This window comes from Pontibacter pamirensis (assembly GCF_010015475.1).
Lineage (GTDB): Bacteria > Bacteroidota > Bacteroidia > Cytophagales > Hymenobacteraceae > Pontibacter > Pontibacter pamirensis.
Window position 1 is genome coordinate 1 of record NZ_SSNI01000017.1, and the last position, 18,071, is coordinate 18,071.

The 18,071-nt window shown below is 47.0% G+C and carries 17 protein-coding genes and 1 tRNA gene; 8 read left to right on the top strand and 10 right to left on the bottom strand.

Annotation, left to right across the window (positions count from 1 at the left end; all coding sequences use genetic code 11):
* The 5 genes from E1919_RS14855 to E1919_RS14875 all read right to left on the bottom strand — a co-directional run.
* Positions 1–511: IS110 family transposase (locus E1919_RS14855; RefSeq protein WP_162054197.1), on the bottom strand; the 511-nt coding region annotated here is incomplete at its 3' end.
* 398 nt (positions 512–909) lie between these two features.
* Positions 910–981, bottom strand: a tRNA-Glu gene (locus tag E1919_RS14860).
* Positions 982–1,137: 156 nt separating this feature from the next.
* Positions 1,138–2,031: a transglutaminase-like domain-containing protein gene (locus E1919_RS14865; RefSeq protein WP_162054198.1), complete on the bottom strand. Its 894-nt coding sequence runs from the start codon at positions 2,029–2,031 to the stop codon at positions 1,138–1,140.
* Positions 2,032–2,848: 817 nt separating this feature from the next.
* Complete coding sequence (locus E1919_RS14870; RefSeq protein ID WP_237144453.1) at positions 2,849–3,844, bottom strand: hypothetical protein; 996 nt, start codon at positions 3,842–3,844, stop codon at positions 2,849–2,851.
* Between the two features lie 222 nt (positions 3,845–4,066).
* Positions 4,067–4,861 (bottom strand): FRG domain-containing protein, encoded by a 795-nt coding sequence (locus E1919_RS14875; RefSeq protein ID WP_162054200.1) that lies wholly within the window; start codon positions 4,859–4,861, stop codon positions 4,067–4,069.
* 324 nt (positions 4,862–5,185) lie between these two features.
* On the opposite strand from E1919_RS14875, the gene E1919_RS14880 reads away from it, so the two are divergent.
* Entirely contained in the window at positions 5,186–6,058 is an 873-nt protein-coding gene (locus E1919_RS14880; protein WP_162054201.1) for a manganese catalase, read from the top strand.
* A 306-nt stretch (positions 6,059–6,364) separates the two neighbouring features.
* Here the strand turns inward: E1919_RS14880 and E1919_RS14885 are convergent, their stop codons facing one another.
* Positions 6,365–7,426, bottom strand: a complete 1,062-nt coding sequence (locus tag E1919_RS14885; RefSeq protein ID WP_162054202.1) for a PA0069 family radical SAM protein — start codon at positions 7,424–7,426, stop codon at positions 6,365–6,367.
* A gap of 215 nt (positions 7,427–7,641) precedes the next feature.
* Between E1919_RS14885 and E1919_RS14890 the strand changes: the two genes are divergently transcribed.
* Entirely contained in the window at positions 7,642–9,171 is a 1,530-nt protein-coding gene (locus E1919_RS14890) for an FAD-dependent oxidoreductase (protein ID WP_162054203.1), read from the top strand.
* A gap of 872 nt (positions 9,172–10,043) precedes the next feature.
* Here the strand turns inward: E1919_RS14890 and E1919_RS14895 are convergent.
* From E1919_RS14895 to E1919_RS14910, 4 genes are all read right to left on the bottom strand, one after another.
* Positions 10,044–10,595 carry a DUF922 domain-containing protein gene (locus tag E1919_RS14895; RefSeq protein WP_237144406.1) on the bottom strand — a complete coding sequence of 184 codons (552 nt, stop codon included), beginning with the start codon at positions 10,593–10,595 and terminating at the stop codon, positions 10,044–10,046.
* A 114-nt stretch (positions 10,596–10,709) separates the two neighbouring features.
* Positions 10,710–12,053: an MATE family efflux transporter gene (locus E1919_RS14900; protein WP_162054205.1), complete on the bottom strand. Its 1,344-nt coding sequence runs from the start codon at positions 12,051–12,053 to the stop codon at positions 10,710–10,712.
* Positions 12,054–12,385: 332 nt separating this feature from the next.
* Positions 12,386–13,549 carry a sigma-54-dependent transcriptional regulator gene (locus E1919_RS14905; protein ID WP_162054206.1) on the bottom strand — a complete coding sequence of 388 codons (1,164 nt, stop codon included), beginning with the start codon at positions 13,547–13,549 and terminating at the stop codon, positions 12,386–12,388.
* 206 nt (positions 13,550–13,755) lie between these two features.
* Entirely contained in the window at positions 13,756–14,121 is a 366-nt protein-coding gene (locus tag E1919_RS14910) for a hypothetical protein (protein WP_162054207.1), read from the bottom strand.
* Between the two features lie 470 nt (positions 14,122–14,591).
* On the opposite strand from E1919_RS14910, the gene E1919_RS14915 reads away from it, so the two are divergent.
* The 6 genes from E1919_RS14915 to E1919_RS14940 all read left to right on the top strand — a co-directional run bounded on the left by E1919_RS14915 (position 14,592) and on the right by E1919_RS14940 (position 17,859).
* The gene (locus E1919_RS14915; RefSeq protein WP_162054208.1) at positions 14,592–15,395 is read left to right on the top strand and encodes a DUF7149 domain-containing protein; all 804 of its coding nucleotides are present in this window, start codon (positions 14,592–14,594) and stop codon (positions 15,393–15,395) included.
* A 145-nt stretch (positions 15,396–15,540) separates the two neighbouring features.
* Entirely contained in the window at positions 15,541–15,816 is a 276-nt protein-coding gene (locus E1919_RS14920; protein WP_162054209.1) for a hypothetical protein, read from the top strand.
* On the top strand, positions 15,770–16,396 hold the full coding sequence (locus tag E1919_RS14925) for a hypothetical protein (protein ID WP_162054210.1): 627 nt from the start codon (positions 15,770–15,772) through the stop codon (positions 16,394–16,396). The genes E1919_RS14920 and E1919_RS14925 overlap by 47 nt, the downstream gene beginning before the upstream one ends.
* 28 nt (positions 16,397–16,424) lie before the next feature.
* Entirely contained in the window at positions 16,425–16,565 is a 141-nt protein-coding gene (locus E1919_RS14930) for a hypothetical protein (RefSeq protein ID WP_162054211.1), read from the top strand.
* 166 nt (positions 16,566–16,731) lie between these two features.
* Positions 16,732–17,079, top strand: coding sequence for a hypothetical protein (locus tag E1919_RS14935; protein WP_162054212.1), 348 nt, complete (start codon positions 16,732–16,734; stop codon positions 17,077–17,079).
* Between the two features lie 348 nt (positions 17,080–17,427).
* Positions 17,428–17,859, top strand: a complete 432-nt coding sequence (locus tag E1919_RS14940) for a hypothetical protein (protein ID WP_162054213.1) — start codon at positions 17,428–17,430, stop codon at positions 17,857–17,859.
* Positions 17,860–18,071: the final 212 nt, after the last annotated feature.

The window sequence follows — 18,071 nt, forward strand, 5'->3', positions numbered from 1 at the left end:
CTTTCTCCTGCAGCCATTCCTCCTTTTGGAGCTCGGCCTTTATCCGGGCCTCGCATTTGGCTATCTCGGTGTCAAACTTCTTTATCACCTCCTTGTGGGATTTGATGACAAAGGCCTGCGGCTCATGCGCGGAGAGCAGAGCGCTGAGCCTGTTGAGCAGCACCGTCCGCTCTTTCTTGAGGTCGGTGCAGTGCCTGGTCAGTTCCCGCAGGGCCTTGAACACCGGGGCCGGCGGTTGCCAGGCGGGCAGCTGGCGCTCCGCCCCCAGCCGGGCGATGACTCTGGCGTCGATGCGGTCTGTTTTGCTTTTGACGTTGAGGCTCTTGCCGAAGTGCTTGACCTTGTTGGGGAGGACAACTGAAACATTCTGCCGGATCCGGTGCAGGTGATAGGCCAGAGGCTCATAGTAAATACCCGTGGCCTCCATCACAAAGTTTACCGGCAAGGCAGGAGTTGTCTGCTTGCTCAGGCCATTTGAGCAGTTGGTTGAAGCCCCTGATGCTGTTGTCAAAGGATGCCACCTGGGAGAAGCACAGGCCGGAGTTGGGGAAGAGTTTGCAAACGCAGGCGGTGAAGCTCTTTTTGGCGATGTCGATGCCCACGCACTGTCTTTTGATCTGTTCCATAGCATGAGTGGTTAAAGTGAGCGACCTTCTTTCTCCCTCGTCTTGCCTTTTGTCTTACACTTGCTTATCCACGGTGATAGCATTAAGTACTGCCCAGACTCTCGGAGAAAAGGTAAGGGGGGAATGGAGCTTCCTTTTTTACGGTATAGTATTGCAGACTTACCTGGCCCTCAGTCTCTCATTCCCCTTGGTCAATGCACCTAGTCTAACTACGATGAAAGGACCATTTTAAAACCTTACATAAAAGTAAAAGGCCTCCAGCGTAAACTGGAGGCCTTTCGTGTAGCCCGTAGGGGAATCGAACCCCTGTTACTAGAATGAAAATCTAGCGTCCTAACCCCTAGACGAACGGGCCTTGTTGCTGTATTGCGATGCAAATATAGGAGGCTGTTTTTTAATTACAAGGGTTCCAAGGGAAAAATATCTCTTATTAGCTGAAAACGCTGATACACAGGTCGAAAATTTATAAACCGCACTGCTCCATCTTCTGTCACCACCTTACGAGGTCTGCCTATTTCTCAAAAGAAATCACGCTGTACAACTCAGGCTCTAAAAAAGGCCCTCCGGGGTGACTGCCCGTATAGTCAAAGTTAATCCAGAGATTGCCTCCTGTTTCGTGGAAGTGTATCTTGCCGCCGGCAATTTCATCCGGGAACAGTGTGCGGATGGCAAAGCTTATCTTCTCTAAATCATCAACAGTGCCAATCTTCACCTCTGTATACATGTGGCTTGGTGATATCACCACGCGGGCTTCGCCACCAATCGCCATGACAGAAGATGCCATCAGAATGGCGTAGTCATCGCAGTCGCCAGCCAGCAGGCCCATACTTTCTATTGGCGGAGAGTAATAATCCATGCCAAGCGGATCGTTCACGTACTTCCAGTTCAGGCGGATATATTTGAACAGAGAGAAGTAGCGGGTCAATTTGCCAAACTTCTGGTAGTACTCATCATGAAAATACCGGGTAGAGTTTTCTACGGCAAAAGCGCGGACTCTCGGGTCATTCGGTTGCATAGCGCTCTTTACCCGCTGATTCTGGAAATAGGTGCCGCGCACCGGTTTAAAGTAGGAAACCTTGTGGGGGTTGCTCGTCATGTTCACCAGCAGGGCGTTGTAGTCGTCGTACAGTCCTTCAAAAGTTTGGTTTTTGAAGGTGCTGTTAAAGCCAAACAGTCCTAAAATACTCACAAACAGGAGCAAAGTCAGTTTGGGGCTGTACCGGGTGACAACGACTGAGATAAAAGCAGAAAACAGGAGGCACAGCAGAAAGTGCAACTCGTAATCCATGGAGTTGTAAGGCGGAACATAAAAGCTAAACAATACCGCCATCGGGAACACAATGATGATCTGGATGAACCGCATGGTGAGGTTCATTAAGCGTAAAGAATGTAGAAACTGCAACATATGTTTCTAATATAAGGGTTTAGGCGGTATAGACAACTAAATCCTGCACAAGCAGTGGAAAAGCATCCTCATTAGCTATAAGTTATAACGCAAAAAACATTCCTTGTTTCACGCAGCCGCCGCTTTTTTTTGATTTTTATATTAACAGGTGGTGTCTATATAAATCAAAGGTTTTGAGACAGAAAAAATTCCCTGATTAAAGGCAAAGTTTTATAGCTGATTTAACCGCATTTTTAGATGAAGCAATCCTGGTGCCGTAATTGGAAATACAACTTAAATCCGGTTCGCTAAATCATCCCTATTCAGTTCATTTTAAAGCAACTACTTCATTTCCTTTTGCTGCAGAATCATCATAAGTAAAAAGCACCGCAGTCAATTTTCTCCTATGATGAAAGGAGCCACTTCTCAGAAAACAGGAATAGGCTGCATAGGTTTAAGAAAATTTTTTCTTTTCTAAAAGCATGTTCACTTCGCTCTCATTCAGAGCTTGATTTAAGATAGCGAAACAAGAAGAAATTTGCAAGCTTATTACCCTTGTTATCCGATGTGTAAAGTTCTTCTTTTGTGCCTTCGTTTGCCCCTTGTTGGTCTTCAGAACCGGGAGGAAGTGCTAACGCCTTGTGTTATAGGAAACAATGCAGGCGCTGTGCCCGGGCGGACAATGAAATGGCTTTAAACTGCTGCGCCACCTGCTATACTTAGCAGGTGGCGCAGCAGTTTAAAGATTATAAATCAGGTAAAATTATGGTGGAATAAAAGTCGTAACCGTTCAGGAGTACGCGTTTATATGTTGTTTACTGCACACCGGCAATTTCACTTACTGATACTGAATGTACAGGGGCTTCGGATTTAAAGAGAGTAATTCCTCAGGTGTCATCAGGCGCCCCGGTGGTTTTTTGAGGTCATTTTTATAAAATATTTTAAATCCCGTAAACTGCACAGGCTCTTTCTGGATGTAGGCGCGGTATGTGTCTTTCTTGAGCACAGGACCACCCCAGCCATCCATGTGCATAACTATTTGCACCTCCGGCCTTAAGGTAATGTTCTCTGTGTTGGTCACCATCCCCTGTGTGAAACGGTGTACCACAAGTATCTTAGGCGGCAGGTTGTGCTCTTTGGCTAAGTCAGCCAGGTACTTTGTTGCGTAGTTGATATCTTCGGCATCATACGTGCCAATGCGGCGGCCAGGTACTCCTCCTCTTTTCATGGAAAATTCAGGGTCTATACCCAGGTGTACGTGGGGCAATTTCAGGTATTTCTCCAGGGCAGGTATTTCCTCCTGTAATGTGCTCTGGCCTACCTGTATGTCCAGAAAGACAATAGCATCGCGCTGCTTGGCTATTTCCAGTACGTCGTCAATCATCTTGTCTGCCATGCGGAGCCTGTACTTTCCACCGGCGCTGGGATGCCCCTGCGCTGTTACCACAATGGCGTGCAGGGCTGGCTGCACTGGTGTACCTGGATCGGCTTCGTTCCATTTGGCCACCTCTTCGTCGAGCTTTTGCAGCATCTGTTCCGGGGGCAACTCTCCCAGTATGCCCATGCGCTTTGACAGCAGGTTGCCGTAGTAAGCAATAATGCGTTTTTGAGGCATTATTGCGCCTGCTAAAGGCCTTGGCCCCGGGTAATCATAGGCAGCGGTGTCTGGTATTGGTGTTTCCTCTACAGGGGCGGGGGCAGCAGCTATGGTGTCCTGCGGCTGTGCACTGCTATCTGCCGGCACGGCAGGAGCAGTAGTATTCGAATCTGCCTGTGCAGTAGCAATAACAGCTGAGTTAGTGTCACGGTCCTGGGTGCAGGCGCTTGTCAGCATCAAGCCGCATAGTAGTGCAGCTGCTCTGGAGGTATATTTTTTAAATTGAAAACGGGTGCTTTCCCCGTTAACAGTTGTTACTGGAAATATGTGTAGAAGGGTATTCTCACAAAACAATCGGCGCAGATTCATCAAAAATTATAATAGGTGTATAAGGTAGTGTTGAATATAGCTGTTTTACGGTTAGCCTGCTACAAAGTGTACATTTACTTAGTGAAAAAATCAGGAATGAGTGTAGTGCCGTTTCAGCCACTGGCTTAATCCGGATAGTCCTGGGAACAGCACCCGTTCTGTTATGTTGGCCTGGTCCAGTTTGTCGCGTACTTCCCATTTAAGTTTAGCAGGTATTATCACCCTGAAATAAAGTTCCGGGTGTTGCGTGAGCCACTGGCTCAGTCCTGCCTTCACATCCGACATCAGCGAGAAAAGGGCATACTGGTGTACTATTCGGGCATCAAGGGAAGGGGGCTCCAGAAAAACAACAAAATCTTCCTCCTTAAAGCTCTTCAAGGCCTTCAGAGAGGGCGCTATCGGTTCCAGCACTTCAGGCGTGAAAACGTTGGAGCCTTCTTCTTCCAATCCCCGCTTCAGGGGCGCAGGAAGATACTCGCTTGTTTTAACGTAGTTGATACATACCACACAGCCATCATGCTCATACTTAGACAAATCTTCTGTTGCGAAATGCAAGGCTACATAAGGGGAGTAGGTCCAGTCTAACAACCGCGTGGGCAGGCCGTGGTGCTGGGCAATAGCCAGCCAGTTCCAGATAGAGTCATCGGTAGGGTTGGAGTTGTTGTATGCATATTTCCGGAAGTTCCGGAGCAGGTGCGGTTCCAGCTTTTCATACTGGCTGCCAATGCGCATAATGCTGGTACTCAGGTCAAAGCTCTTGTTCCAGGTTCCGCGGTAAACGTAAGAGGACCTGAACCGGTTGATGTTCTCGTCCCAGGTATGGTCAAATAAAATCTGTTGCAACTCTATCCAACTGTCCACCACAATGTCTTTTCCCAGTTCCATCTCTGTGCCTTGTCTTTAAAATAATAAAAAAAATATGCTATGCGATTACATACTTCTATAAGTGCTATATGTTACACCTGCTTTGCCAGTAATGGGTTTGGGTAAATAAATAATAAGTTGAAGTTAGTGGTTTAAATATTTGTAAATAAGTGAGTTATATAAATTAAAGGGGTGCGTCTATAATATTATGTTATTGTACTATTTATATTATCAATTATACGTATCAATTGGAAGCAGCTCAATATTACGTGCTTTTTATATAGAAAACTGATAGGTAAGGGTCCCGTAATTTCGGATATGTTTCATATATAAATACAAAAAACTATGTTTTACCATGATAACAAACTACAGTACACAGTGAAAGTGGACAAACCTAATCCCGCTTTCGCCAATATGTTGCAACAAGCTATTGGGGGTATCGAAGGAGAGATAAGAGTCTGTATGCAGTACCTGTTCCAGGCCTGGGGCTTCAGAGGTGATGTAAAGTACCGCGATATGCTGATGGAGACAGGTACCGAGGAAATTGCACACATTGAAATGCTGGCTACCGCAGTTGCCCTGAACCTGGAGGGAGCACCACAGTCCCTGCAGGAAGAAATGGCTAAAGATAAGGTAATCGGAGCCGTGATGGGGGGTATGAACCCACGCCACGTATTGTCTGCTGGTATGAGTGCCATGCCTGTAGACTCTAACGGTGTTCCTTTCAACGGATCCTGGGTAGTGGGTAGCGGAAACATTGCCGCTGACATGTATGCCAACGTAATGGCCGAATCCACAGGAAGGCTGCTGGCTACCCGCCTTTGGGAGGCTACTGATGACAAAGGCATGAAAGATATGCTGGCTTTCCTGATTGCCCGCGACACCATGCACCAGAACCAGTGGCTGGCAGTGCTCGAAGAGCTCGGCGGACTGGAAGGGGTGCACCCGATTCCGAACAGCTTCCCGCAGGCAATGGAAAACCAGGAGGCGAACTATACCTTCATGTCGACTAGACTGGATTGCAAACCGGAGACTGACGGACGTTGGACACACGGGAAGTCTTTGGATGGCAAGGGCATGTTTAAATATGAGCTTGGCAGACCGCAAGGCCAGGAGCCGGAACTGGCAGCGCCTGCTCCGAAAGGACATGCTCAGAAAGAGCAGATGATGGGATCAGGAGCCAAAGGTTTATTTAATAGAGTGAAGAAAAACCTATAGGCATTTGTTATAGCCAATGACTTGTACAAAAGCGGAGGGAACAGCAGTTCCTTCCGCTTTTGTATTTTGACGGACCAATAAACTCTTTTAAATCAACATCCGGTATTTTTTGGTCTCCTTTTAAGGTAGGGCCGTTTTATTTTAGCAAATCCTCTACTTAAGGGTTAGGCTGTTTTATTCTCATCCGAAAGGCTTTACTGTCCTTAACTACGGAGCGAGCGAAGACACTCGCTCTATAAAAGATGAATGCAAAAGTCCTACCTTAAAAAGGGACTTTATTACAGATAGGCAATCCTCTCATAATCATCAGAACAAATCCAGCTGCTTGCCGCTGCGGGTGCAGAAGTGGCTGTAGTTATACGGCTTTGTACTGCGGTGCTGCATATACTTCTGCTTGCTCATCCGGAACAGGTTTGCAATGGCCTCTGCAAACTTGCCTTCGCCGCGCATGCGGGTGCCAAAGCGACTGTCGCTTAGCTGCCCGCCGTGGCAATCGGCAATCTGGCGCAGCACCTTTTCTGCCTTGTCGGGGAAAGCCTCCCGTATCCAATCCTCGAAGATAGGTCCAATGTTCCCGTTCAGGCGCACGATGGTATAGGCTGCGTTGCAGGCGCCTGCCGCTGCAGCCTGCCGGATAATCTGCGGGATTTCTGAGTCGTTGAGGCCCGGAATGACAGGGGCTACCATTACGTTTACTGGCAAACCGGCGGCACTTAGCTGCCGCACTACCTCCAGGCGCTTTGCCGCCGTAGCTGTCCGTGGCTCCAGTTTCTGCCGTAGTTTCTCGTCCAGGGTCGTGATGCTAATGTTTACGTGTACCAGGTCCAGCTTATTCAGTTCCTGCAGCAGGTCCAGGTCCCGGAGGATGAGCGCGTTTTTTGTAATGATACTAACCGGGTGGCGGTACTGCAGCAGCACCTCTAAGATCTGGCGCGTCAGTTGCTTCTTTGCCTCTATTGGTTGGTAGCAGTCGGTGTTTCCTGCCAGCATGATGGGCATCACCTGCCAGTTTTTGTTTTCCAGCTGCTTTGCCAGTATCTCAGGTGCATTCTCCTTTACAATTATCTTCCGTTCAAAGTCGAGGCCTGCGCCATAGCCCCAGTATTGGTGCGTGTTGCGGGCGTAGCAGTAGATGCAGCCATGTTCGCAGCCCTGGTAAGGGTTCAGGGAATAGCTCAGCCCCAGATCCGGGCTGTCTACCTTGTTTACGATTTTCTTTGGGTATTCTTTGAAGAATTCGGTGCTGGAGTTAGACAGCATCGGCTCATCCAGCCCCTCCACATGTTCCGATACATACTCCTGTTTCAGGTAAGGATTGGCGGGGTTTAACTGCGCGCCACGGCCTTTTATATATTCCTCTGCTTTCATAGTTGTTTTACGATTTGCTAATATAATTAGTTTACTAATATAATTGGTGATGTAGCTTCTGATTTATATTCTTTCTGATCTTCCTATTTGCTTTCACGAACCCCTGAACACAGCTTTAGAAACATAAGCCCCGCCACACCGTAATCCTATGCAACAGGCTTCAGTGCCTGCGCAAAGCCTATTCTAACTACAGTTAGTGCCAAAAATAAAAAACTATGAAACAGGAATCCGGAGCCACACTACCCATCTGGGACAAAAACATAACACTACCTAGCACCAAGCATCTGCCCGAAAACATGACATGCGATGTATGCGTGATAGGAGCGGGTATAACAGGACTCACGACAGCATACCTGCTGGCGAATGAAGGAAAACGTGTTATTGTGCTGGAATCTAAGAGTATTGGCGGAGGTGAAACAAGCCGTACAACTGCCCACCTTTCCAATGCCCTTGACGAACAGTATTACAACCTGATAAAGACTTTCGGCGAAGAAGGAGCAAAGCTTGCCTGCCAGAGCCATGCAGCTGCTATTGATAAAATAGAGGAGATAGCGAATGATGCCAGCATCGACTGTGATTTCGCCCGTGTAGATGGGTACCTGGTGGCACACAACAAGGAGCAGGAGAAGTTTGTGCTACAGGAACTGGAAGCCCTGCAGCAGATGGGTTGGGACGAGGTGGTATTGCGGAAGGAGAGTCCACTGAGTTCGCTGACAACGCTCCCTAACCTTCATTACCCGAACCAGGGGCGTATCCATCCTATGAAGTACCTGGCAGGCCTAGCAAATGCTATCATAGAAAAAGGAGGAAAGATATTTACGAATACGCATATTGTTGACTTCAAGAGCGGGCCTGTTACAACCGTGGTGTCAGAAACGGGCCATGCGGTATCGGCTAACCACCTGGTGGTGGCTACTAACACACCTGTAAATGATAAGGTGACCATGCACACCAAATTGATTCCATACCGCACTTACGCTATAGCGGCGAGGGTTCCGAAGGATTCGGTGCCCGATGTGTTGTTTTGGGATATGGACGAGCCTTACCACTATGTCCGGTTGCAGCGTAGCGAAGGGGAGGATGTTGACTATGACGTCTTGATTGTTGGCGGCGAAGATCACAAGACAGGGCAGGACGACCAACTGATGAAACACTTCAGAGCACTGGAAAGCTGGACACGCATGAAGTTTCCGATGGCTACGGAAGTGGACTACCTCTGGTCGGGGCAGGTATTTGAGCCTGTGGATGGACTTGCCTATATTGGGCGCAATCCCGGCGACTCAAACGTATACATTGCTACCGGCGACTCCGGCCACGGCACTACGCATGGCACCATTGCGGGCATGCTCATCACGGACCTTATCATGGACCGCAAAAACCCATGGACTGGGCTATACGACCCAAGCCGAAGTGGCTTAAAAGCTGCCGGCGACTACATGAAGCACAATGTGAATGTGGTGGCGCAGTTTAAAGACTATGTAACGCCTGGAGAGGTAGAAGATCCGATGGAGGTAACCCCCGGCACCGGCCGCATCATGCGCGACGGCACTACAAAGGTCGCCGTATACTGCGACCAGGATGGCGTTCGGCACAAATTCTCTGCTATATGCACGCACCTGGGGTGTGTCGTAAATTGGAACGAAGTTGAAAGCTCCTGGGACTGCCCATGCCACGGCTCCCGCTTCGACCCACTGGGGAAAGTGATTACAGGACCGGCTACCAAAGATTTAAAAGAGAAAAAGTAAAAGCTCCTTTAAATATAAATAATAAGCCTCTGTTGTATGGATACAGCAGAGGCTTATTATTTATGCGTTAATTTGATACCAAATTTCATAAACTAGGTTCTATAATGTTAGGTAGTATGCAATCTGTCTAAGCTGGCGTTGAAATTGTTCATCCTGCGGCATCTCACCCAGTGTTTTATAGTATTAACTCAAGTTGTGATTTAATATTCGCATCTGTAATGAACCCACCATTAACCCTTCCCGGGCTAATTTTGTAGTGAAAAATTCAGAGACTTTAGGATACTTGAAATCAGCAAATACGACTTCCTTTTTTGTCATCCTGGAAGGATCTTGTGGGCAAGCCGCAAAGCTTTACTTCCCAGGGGTAGGGACCTTCGATGTAGGAGGGGCAGGGGCAGGTCTTTAACGGTAGTGAAACAGGTATATGCTCATATCACAATGAGTTTTAGTCTTAGCTCTCAAGGCCGAGAGGCCTCGTCTTGGGGGAAGGGGCCCTCCTTAAGGGCATCACGCTGATAGTTTTTTTCGATGGGGCGCTGCCGCGCGAGCGGCACCAAAAATCTCCAAAGGCGCTCAACCCAAAGACTGGAAACCCCTTCACTACGTGCTGACGAGTAGAAAAGGATTGATTTTAAGGAAGAAGCTTCATGTGAATTGGTCAAAGCTGTGTTCATCAATTTATTGTTGTTACCAGGCACTGATGACACAACCATAGCACGCCTACTCCTTCAGGCTCCTGCTCTTTCGGACTTCTTAGTCCGAAAGCTAGCTGATGGGGATTTCCTAATCCCCGTACTGGTGATTTTGTTAACGTGGATTAGGAAATCCAGAACAGCGGTACGCAACCTCAATAAGAACTCAAAAGTTTCAGCTTACTTATACGACTCCAGTGCTCTCAGACGCTGGGCGATGGTGGCTGCCCACTGACGCTCTCTTTCTGCGTTCACCCCATGTTTAGAGGCAATATCAAAAGCATCCTGATCGGCTTTCCATTTCGTGAAGGCACGACTAACGGTGCCGTTTAGTTCCTCTTTCAGGTTTGTGCAGTTCAGTTTCTGTAACTCCCTTCGTAACAGCCTGGCGTGTACCTCCGTAAGGTCAAAGTGAAGCTGCTCATGCTTCAGCAGCTGCTGCGACTTCTTGTTCTTTGTCCAAGACTCTGTTGGCAGGAACACACAGTTCACCTCGTAAGTGAACCCTTGATTCTTGCAGTTGGCGTTTACGGCTAAGTTTGCAGCGGTTAAGGCATGGTGCGGATTGCCATCATCAGGCTGGCCTCTGAAATCTTCCCAGGACAAGCGGCGGTTAGCAGACCAGATAACCTGATCTACCACAATTTTTTCTACTGCAGGTGCAGTGATTTTACTTTCCTTTGCTGTAGTAGCATCAGGGAAGAGGAAAGGAAGCAGTATTCTTGCCCACATTGACAGGAATAAGGTAAAGGTGTACATTTTACTCCGGCTAAATTTAAAACATGCTAAACATAGTTGTTACGAGCCAGGGTGTAGCAAGAGCGAGTAAAATACCTAACCTCTGCTTTACGTGTGTATCAGGCGGCTGCTTAAGGCGCGGAACCGGAACGTAAGCAGCACAGCAGCTACTGACAAACCTGTTAACAGTCCCATCCAGATGCCGTTGACCCCGAAATCTGTTTTAAAGCACAGGAAATATCCAACTGGCAAACCAACTCCCCAATATGCTATCAGCGAGATCAGGCTCGGTACCTTTACGTCTTCCAGCCCGCGCAAAGCACCCAGGCCTACCACCTGTATGCCATCCGAAATCTGGAACAGGGCCGCTATCACAAGCAGGGAAGACGCAATACGTATCACCTCCGGGTCGTTAATGTACAGCATCGGAATCAGCTTACTCCCAAGTATCATCAATAACCCGCTACAAACCATAAACCCAACGCCCATCACTAAATTGCTGATGCCCGCCATGCGCATAGCTCTGTAATTGCCCAACCCTTTCTGATTGCCCACCCGGATGGTGGCTGCTGCCCCTATGCCACTCGCCATCATGTATGTCACGGAGGCCACGTTAATGGCTATCTGGTGGGCGGCCAGTTCTTTGGCACCCAGCCAGCCGATCATAACAGCAGAGAAACTGAAGGCTCCCATCTCAAAAATCATTTGACCAGAAATGGGCAGACCAAGCTTGAAGATGCGGTACATGTGGATGAAAGACAGGTGTCGCAGTCGCAGGAAATGATGATAAACTACAAATCGTTTCCCATACATCACGTACCCCGCCATCATCATGGCCATCACCACACGAGAGATTAGAGTTGCCCAGCCAGCACCTACCAGTCCCATTGGCTCGAATCCTAATTTACCAAAAATTAAAATATAATTGAGAAAAATATTTAAAGAATTTGCAACAATTGAAATCCACATGGCTTGCTTCGTGAGCGAGAGGCCTTCGGCAAATTGCCGGAAGGCCTGAAACACCATCAGCGGCACCATAGACAGGAAAAGGATGTTGATATAGGGCACTGCCAGTTCCACGACGCGGGGCGGCTGGTCGAGCAATGTGATGTAGGGCGAGAGAAAGTAACCAGCTATAAAAAGCAGAATACCTAACAACACGTTAGACACAAGCCCGTTTAGCAGCAGCAGCGAAATACGGGTGTAGTTTCTGCGGCCATCTGCTGCCGCAATTAAAGGTGTGATGCTGTACGACACCCCCAGGCCAAACACGAGCGTAATGGTAAAAATGCTGTTGCCAAGCGAAGCGGCCGCCAGGGGCAGCGTGCCAATCTGACCTACCATCAGGCTATCGAAGACACTTACCATAATATGACCCAGCTGGCTCAGCACTACCGGATAGGCAAGGGTAAAGTTTCTCGAAAAGTGTTGTTTATAAGTAAAGGAATCCATGGGTTACGGTAAATCATAAATCGGCCCGCAAAAGTAGCGCTTTTCTGCGGATGCAGCGTGGTATATTCGGGAGGTTGTGGGAGTGGGAGAGAAGTGAGAAATTATCTATTGCGCTAGCGTCACTACCTCAATTTGCTATCACGGAGCCTTCGGCAGCTTTAAAGCGCAACATGTAAATATTGGAAATCAAAATGATAAGAAAGTCTTTGTTCTAACAGCCCACTCATTGCTTTTGAGCCAAAGTAGTTTCATTGGGAAAGTTTCTACCAAAACAGCCTCTGCAACTTAAAGCTACAGAGGCTGTCTCTATTTAAATACAAATCAAATCTTTACTAAACCACCGGCCTGGCATACGCCTGCGCGTCTTCCAGGCTAATCTCGTGGCCGCTCATGATTACGAGGCGCTCTACCACGTTGCGGAGCTCGCGCACGTTGCCGCGCCAGTCGAGTTGCTGCAGAAACTGCACAGCTTCGGGGGTAATGGTTTTAGGTTTGTTGCCGTAGTCGTTGGCGATGTCGTTGAGGAACTTCTGCACCAGGTCCGGGATGTCTTCGCGCCGGTCGTTGAGGGCTGGCACGTGAATCAGGATAACGCCCAGGCGGTGGTAAAGGTCTTCGCGGAAGTTTCTGGCTTCAATTTCCTCCAGCAGGTTTTTGTTGGTGGCCGCCACCACCCGCACATCCACCTGTATGTCTTTGTCGCCTCCTACGCGTGTAATGCGGTGCTCCTGCAGGGCGCGCAACACCTTGGCCTGCGCCGACAGGCTCATGTCGCCTACCTCGTCCAGGAAGAGGGTGCCGCCGTTGGCCTGCTCAAACTTACCGATGCGCTGCTTCACTGCCGAGGTGAAAGAGCCCTTTTCGTGGCCGAACAGTTCGCTCTCAATCAACTCGCTCGGAATGGCGGCGCAGTTTACTTCTATTAAAGGGCCGTTGCTGCGGTTGCTGTTCTCATGTATGGCACGGGCCACCAGTTCTTTCCCGGAGCCGTTCGGGCCCGTGATCAGCACGCGGGCATCGGTGGGAGCTACCTTTTCAATGGCTCCCTTCACACGCCCGAGCGCAGCAGAACCGCCTACCATTTCGTAGGTTTTGGAGATTTTCTTTTTCAGGATTTTCGTCTCCGTCACCAGGCTGGATTTATCCAGGGCGTTGCGCACGCTCACCAGCAGGCGGTTCAGGTCCGGTGGCTTCTGCAGAAAATCGTAGGCTCCTTTTTTGGTGGCCTCCACGGCCGTGTCGATAGTGCCGTGGGCGGAGATCATGATGAAAGGGGAGTCCGGGGAAATTTCCATTGCTTTCTCCAGGACTTCAATTCCATCCATACCCGGCATTTTGATGTCACAGAGCACCGCGTCGTACTTCGACTTGGAAATCAGTTGCAGTGCTTTTTCGCCATCTTCGGCCTCGTCTACAGTATAATTTTCAAATTCAAGTATTTCTTTCAGTGTGCTACGGATGGCCCGCTCATCATCTACTATTAATACTTTGGGCATAGTTTTATTTTGTTATCAGGATGAATACACTGTTTAAATTCCATTTTGCAAGCGCAAAACAAGACACAAAAAGCAGTCTAAGTTTATACATTTTCAACGGCTTATTAAGGCAGCTGTTCGTTTTTACGCAAAAGCCCCTGTTACGATACCGCTTCAGGAGCCTGTAAAAGCCCTGCCAGATAACAACGTTTTATTCCTGATGTAAATTAAGCGTGTGCTTCAACTGGTTCGGAAGCTTTTAACAAAGGTGCTTCCTTCTGGTAAATCAAAAGGTACCCGCCTTCACAGCCGTTCATAGATTCCACGTGCTGTATGGCTGTATCCAGAGATTCCTTTGCGGTATGGCACAGGCCGTCGGCACTTTGGTTGATGTAGTTGCAAAACCTGTTTTGCCCCTCATGCGGGACGTGCTTTACAAAACTGTTCGCTTCTTCTTCTGTTATGTCATCATAAGCCAAAGCACATGCGACACCTATTCCTTTGGATTCGCACAAAGTTTTAGCCCGCTCCACTTCCTTCTGGCTTCTAAAGGACAGCATCATAAATCCTGTTCGAAGATCAATACATTCCATAAAATTTAAGCTTAATTAGTAAAATCGAATTGATAATATGTGGTTTTAATAGCAAGGGTAATACTTGTAACAGCTTCGTTTAGTTTTATTTAGCATGTAAAATTAGTTGCGGCGGCATCTGATTTTATCAGATATTTAGACTAAAAGTGCTTTATCTCCTGGTATACCTGCATTCAGGGAGTGTGGATTTTGTGCGATTTTATTTCTTAATTTCTAAAGCAAGGTAGAGAAAATTGCCAAACATAAAAGCTTTAGCAGAGAAAATAAATGGAATTCAATTCTCTGGTGGTGCAGCTGCTTTTAAACTTGTTGCATTCAATGCAGGTGGCACGGGCTAAGTGACGGCGGCCGGCTACCGTAAACAGGGCAGCCAGGGCTCGTGAAGCCAGCAGCAACAGGAAACGAACAACGGGCAACGAACAATAAATAAAGAAATTTCGCTTTATTGGCTCTGAAAACAAGCACTTCCTATGCAGCACCACATCCTGCGCCCGCGCCAGGCCCTGAACAAGGCTTACTTACGACTTAAAACTTCCCGCACCGACATAGAGCAGTTCAAAATAGGGCTGCGCACGCTTCTGGACAGCATTAACCTGCACGAAAGCGAGGAGCACGCCAAAAACCATCTGCGTGATTTTCTGCAGTCGGTTTTTTATGTTAAGTATGACATCAACACTAAAGGCAAAACCGACCTGGTGATTCATACCGGTGCGACCACCAAAACCAAAGCCGGGGTGCTGCTGGAGGTGAAGCGGCCCACCAACAAAGCCGATATGCCCGCACCGGACAACCTGAACGCGAAGGCGGTGCATGAGCTGCTGCTATATTATATGTGGGAGCGCGTGCAGGACAAGAACCACGACCTGCGCCACCTCATCGTCACCAGCGTGCACGAGTGGTTTGTGTTTGATGCCATAGAGTTCGACCGGTTGTTTTACCGCAACACACAACTCAAGAAGGCTTTTATTGACTGGCAGGAGGGGCGCAAAGCCAGCACCAGCACCGACTTCTTCTACAAAGAAATAGCCGCGCCCTTTATCGCACAGCTGCCGGAGCAGCTTACGTTCACACAGTTTAATTTGCTCGACTACAAAAAGCCGCTGCTGAACAAAGACATGAAAGACGATGTGAAGCTGGTGGCGCTGTATAAACTGCTCTCGCCGGTGCACCTGCTCAAAGAGCCTTTTGCAGCCGAACAATTTGAAGAGAATAGTAGTCCGGTATGTTATGCGAATGTAAAAGGGTTGCGGGAAGGGTTTGAAGGAGAGTGGTAATCAAAAAATTGAAGCGTTATAAATTTATTCTGATACACTATTGATTATAGATATCTGAGTAGAATATTCTACAGTAAATTAGTATTCAGTTAGTTATGTATTCCTGTTTCATTTAACTGACAGGCATAAAATAAAGCAAATTCTCATGATGAAGTTTATTTACCAGAATAAGGAATATTTACTAGCGGAATTAAAGGAAGAACAAAATGCTTTTGAAAAAGAGCTGGAGGTGCCTGATTACCTGAGAAAAGTTGAACATCTAAAACTGTTAGGTTTTGACTATGGGTATTGTATAGCTTATGATTTCTTCGATGACTTGTACAGCCAAGTAACTTCTGCCAGATATGCTTTACTTATGGGGCACAAAAAATTATATGATTCCAATTATATTAAATGGAGCAGTGGTGAAATTGGGCAGTAATAGGATAAGATATCAATTTCTGAAAAATTCTATTGTTTGGTATAGTGCATCTTACGAAATGCTATGGCAGGCTTTATGGTTTGGTTTTTTCTTGTTTCGAAAAAATAATTTTATCATCAAGAAAAAGCCTGTTACGTTTTATGATATAGAATCCAAGGATATATATCAACAGCTACTAACATTATGTACTTATCCTAATTTAGAAAGAGCTTTGCTTAAAGTTTCTACAGATCATTCAGCTTTGTTATTGGATAACCTACGAAAATTTCATGAATGCGAGGAGCAAAAAAGAGTGAAAATATGGGTGAATAAGTTAAAGCATAATGGAAACTTGAAGGCCAAAGAACTTTACTACAAAGACAGTATTGAACTGGAAGAAGGTAAGTTCAATTCAAATTACACTGAACCAGAGGTTGTAGCTATTGATGAAATGGTAAATGTTTTAAAAGGGTATCATATAAAATTTTGTGAACTTGTTCAGTATGTATATACTTTCTTTGACTTTGCGTCCTTCATTCCTGAAGATCGTAAGGTAAGGCGTATGGATGTAAGAGAGTATAAGAAGATAGTAATTGAGTAATGTGTTAGTGACTGCCAATAAATTATAGATGGAGGCGGAGATAGACCTGCTGGTGTACCGCCTCTACCACCTCACCTACGAAGAAGTACTGCTCGTAGAGCCTGAATTTGCCATGCTGAAGGAGGCGTATGAGGCGTGCGTTGTGATGGAGGAGCAGCTGAAGTCATGATGTTTAAATTAATGACTATATGATAATTAAGGTCAGTACAGGCTGCTGAGGGGTCTTTGGTAGTAGGGCTTGCCGGAGGAATAGCCATATTGTTTTATAAAAAGCTTATTTCCAGTCATTTAATTGCTGCATTCGTATAAGTAAAGGTATATTTTTCCTCATTATCATGAAAAACAAGATACTTTTATTATCATTAGTAACCGCCCTGTTTTCAGTAGTCGCCATGCCCGCTGTTGCACAAAGCACCGAAACAAAACAGGAACGGCAGTCAGCCAAAGCCGATGAAAAGCGTCTGAATGATGCCGTGGATTTAAGAGTAGATACTAAAGCCGATTCGGAGGCAGCCAAAGCAAGTCTGAGAGAAGCGAAGCGCGCAGAGAAAGATGCAAGAATTGCCCGAAGAGAAGCCAAAAAAGCTGCCAGGATGGAAGCCAAAACGCAGAAAAGCCGCATCGAAGCTGACAAACAAGCCCGCAAAGCTGCCAAAGCCACCGAAAAGTCAAACAACAACTAATGTAGGCGCTGGCCACGTTTAGGCAGCTGGTGCACCACACATATTAATAGAGCTCTCCCAGACATATTTGTCTGGGAGAGCTTTTTTGATTCTAGTGAGCCTACAAGATCCTTTACAGGTCGAAAAAAATGTAGCATGGAATAGCCCTACTCCTTCATTGCCGAAGCTTCTTCATATAATATCAATCAGTAATACTTATTTACTATTCTTATACACTTAAATAGATCGGACTTACAGATAGTAATACCACTACTTCACCCAGTTAATCAAGTATATACGACCGTAATTTACATTACTCGTATTTAGTATAGTAAGTATAAATAACATGTACCACTAAGTACTGAGGTTATGCTGCTATATACATTGGATTACATGGTTGCTGTAGATGAAGAATACCTGACGATACACTATAATCGGGATGAAAAATTGATGTGGAACCAGTGGCAAGGCGCTATACCCAGTCCGCAACTGCGGGAGGCAATGATTTCGGCCTGCCAGTTTATACTGGCAAACGACGTGGAGCTTATATTGGCAGACTTCACCCGGATGTGTGCCCCAACAGTGGAGGACCAGGTATGGATAGGCAAAAACTCCGCTGAACTGCTGCAGCATAGCAAACTGCGGAAGGTGGCGAACCTGATGGCCCGGGACATTTTTCAGCAGATGGCCATCGACAATATCTACGATAAAGCATCTGAACTACCGATGCCCTGCGAATCCAGGACTTTTGTTTCGAAATTTGACGCCATGGAGTGGTTGATGGCAGACGGAAGCGACTGAATACGGAGTCTAGCTACTCTTCCGGGGGTAGGGGAAATGCCGTCAACTTAAGGTGAAACAGTAGCTAGACTGTCATTTCGAATGCAGTGAGAAATCTGGGTTATTTCATGGCCCTGCAACATTTCAGTTTTCTCACTGCTACGCAGGTCCCTTTCGACTCTCGTATCAGGCATGTTCGAAATGACAAAATAAAGCTTAAGTTGACGGCATTG

Coding starts and splice junctions, on each gene's coding strand:
- E1919_RS14895 (WP_237144406.1), bottom strand. CDS start 10,595: ATGTGGGCAAGAATACTGCTTCCTTTCCTCTTCCCTGATGCTACTACA.
- E1919_RS14890 (WP_162054203.1), top strand. CDS start 7,642: ATGAAACAGGAATCCGGAGCCACACTACCCATCTGGGACAAAAACATA.
- E1919_RS14920 (WP_162054209.1), top strand. CDS start 15,541: ATGATGAAGTTTATTTACCAGAATAAGGAATATTTACTAGCGGAATTA.
- E1919_RS14915 (WP_162054208.1), top strand. CDS start 14,592: ATGCAGCACCACATCCTGCGCCCGCGCCAGGCCCTGAACAAGGCTTAC.
- E1919_RS14910 (WP_162054207.1), bottom strand. CDS start 14,121: ATGGAATGTATTGATCTTCGAACAGGATTTATGATGCTGTCCTTTAGA.
- E1919_RS14880 (WP_162054201.1), top strand. CDS start 5,186: ATGTTTTACCATGATAACAAACTACAGTACACAGTGAAAGTGGACAAA.
- E1919_RS14940 (WP_162054213.1), top strand. CDS start 17,428: ATGCTGCTATATACATTGGATTACATGGTTGCTGTAGATGAAGAATAC.
- E1919_RS14885 (WP_162054202.1), bottom strand. CDS start 7,426: ATGAAAGCAGAGGAATATATAAAAGGCCGTGGCGCGCAGTTAAACCCC.
- E1919_RS14905 (WP_162054206.1), bottom strand. CDS start 13,549: ATGCCCAAAGTATTAATAGTAGATGATGAGCGGGCCATCCGTAGCACA.
- E1919_RS14925 (WP_162054210.1), top strand. CDS start 15,770: ATGATTCCAATTATATTAAATGGAGCAGTGGTGAAATTGGGCAGTAAT.
- E1919_RS14935 (WP_162054212.1), top strand. CDS start 16,732: ATGAAAAACAAGATACTTTTATTATCATTAGTAACCGCCCTGTTTTCA.
- E1919_RS14930 (WP_162054211.1), top strand. CDS start 16,425: ATGGAGGCGGAGATAGACCTGCTGGTGTACCGCCTCTACCACCTCACC.
- E1919_RS14900 (WP_162054205.1), bottom strand. CDS start 12,053: ATGGATTCCTTTACTTATAAACAACACTTTTCGAGAAACTTTACCCTT.
- E1919_RS14865 (WP_162054198.1), bottom strand. CDS start 2,031: ATGTTGCAGTTTCTACATTCTTTACGCTTAATGAACCTCACCATGCGG.
- E1919_RS14875 (WP_162054200.1), bottom strand. CDS start 4,861: ATGGAACTGGGAAAAGACATTGTGGTGGACAGTTGGATAGAGTTGCAA.
- E1919_RS14870 (WP_237144453.1), bottom strand. CDS start 3,844: ATGCTGACAAGCGCCTGCACCCAGGACCGTGACACTAACTCAGCTGTT.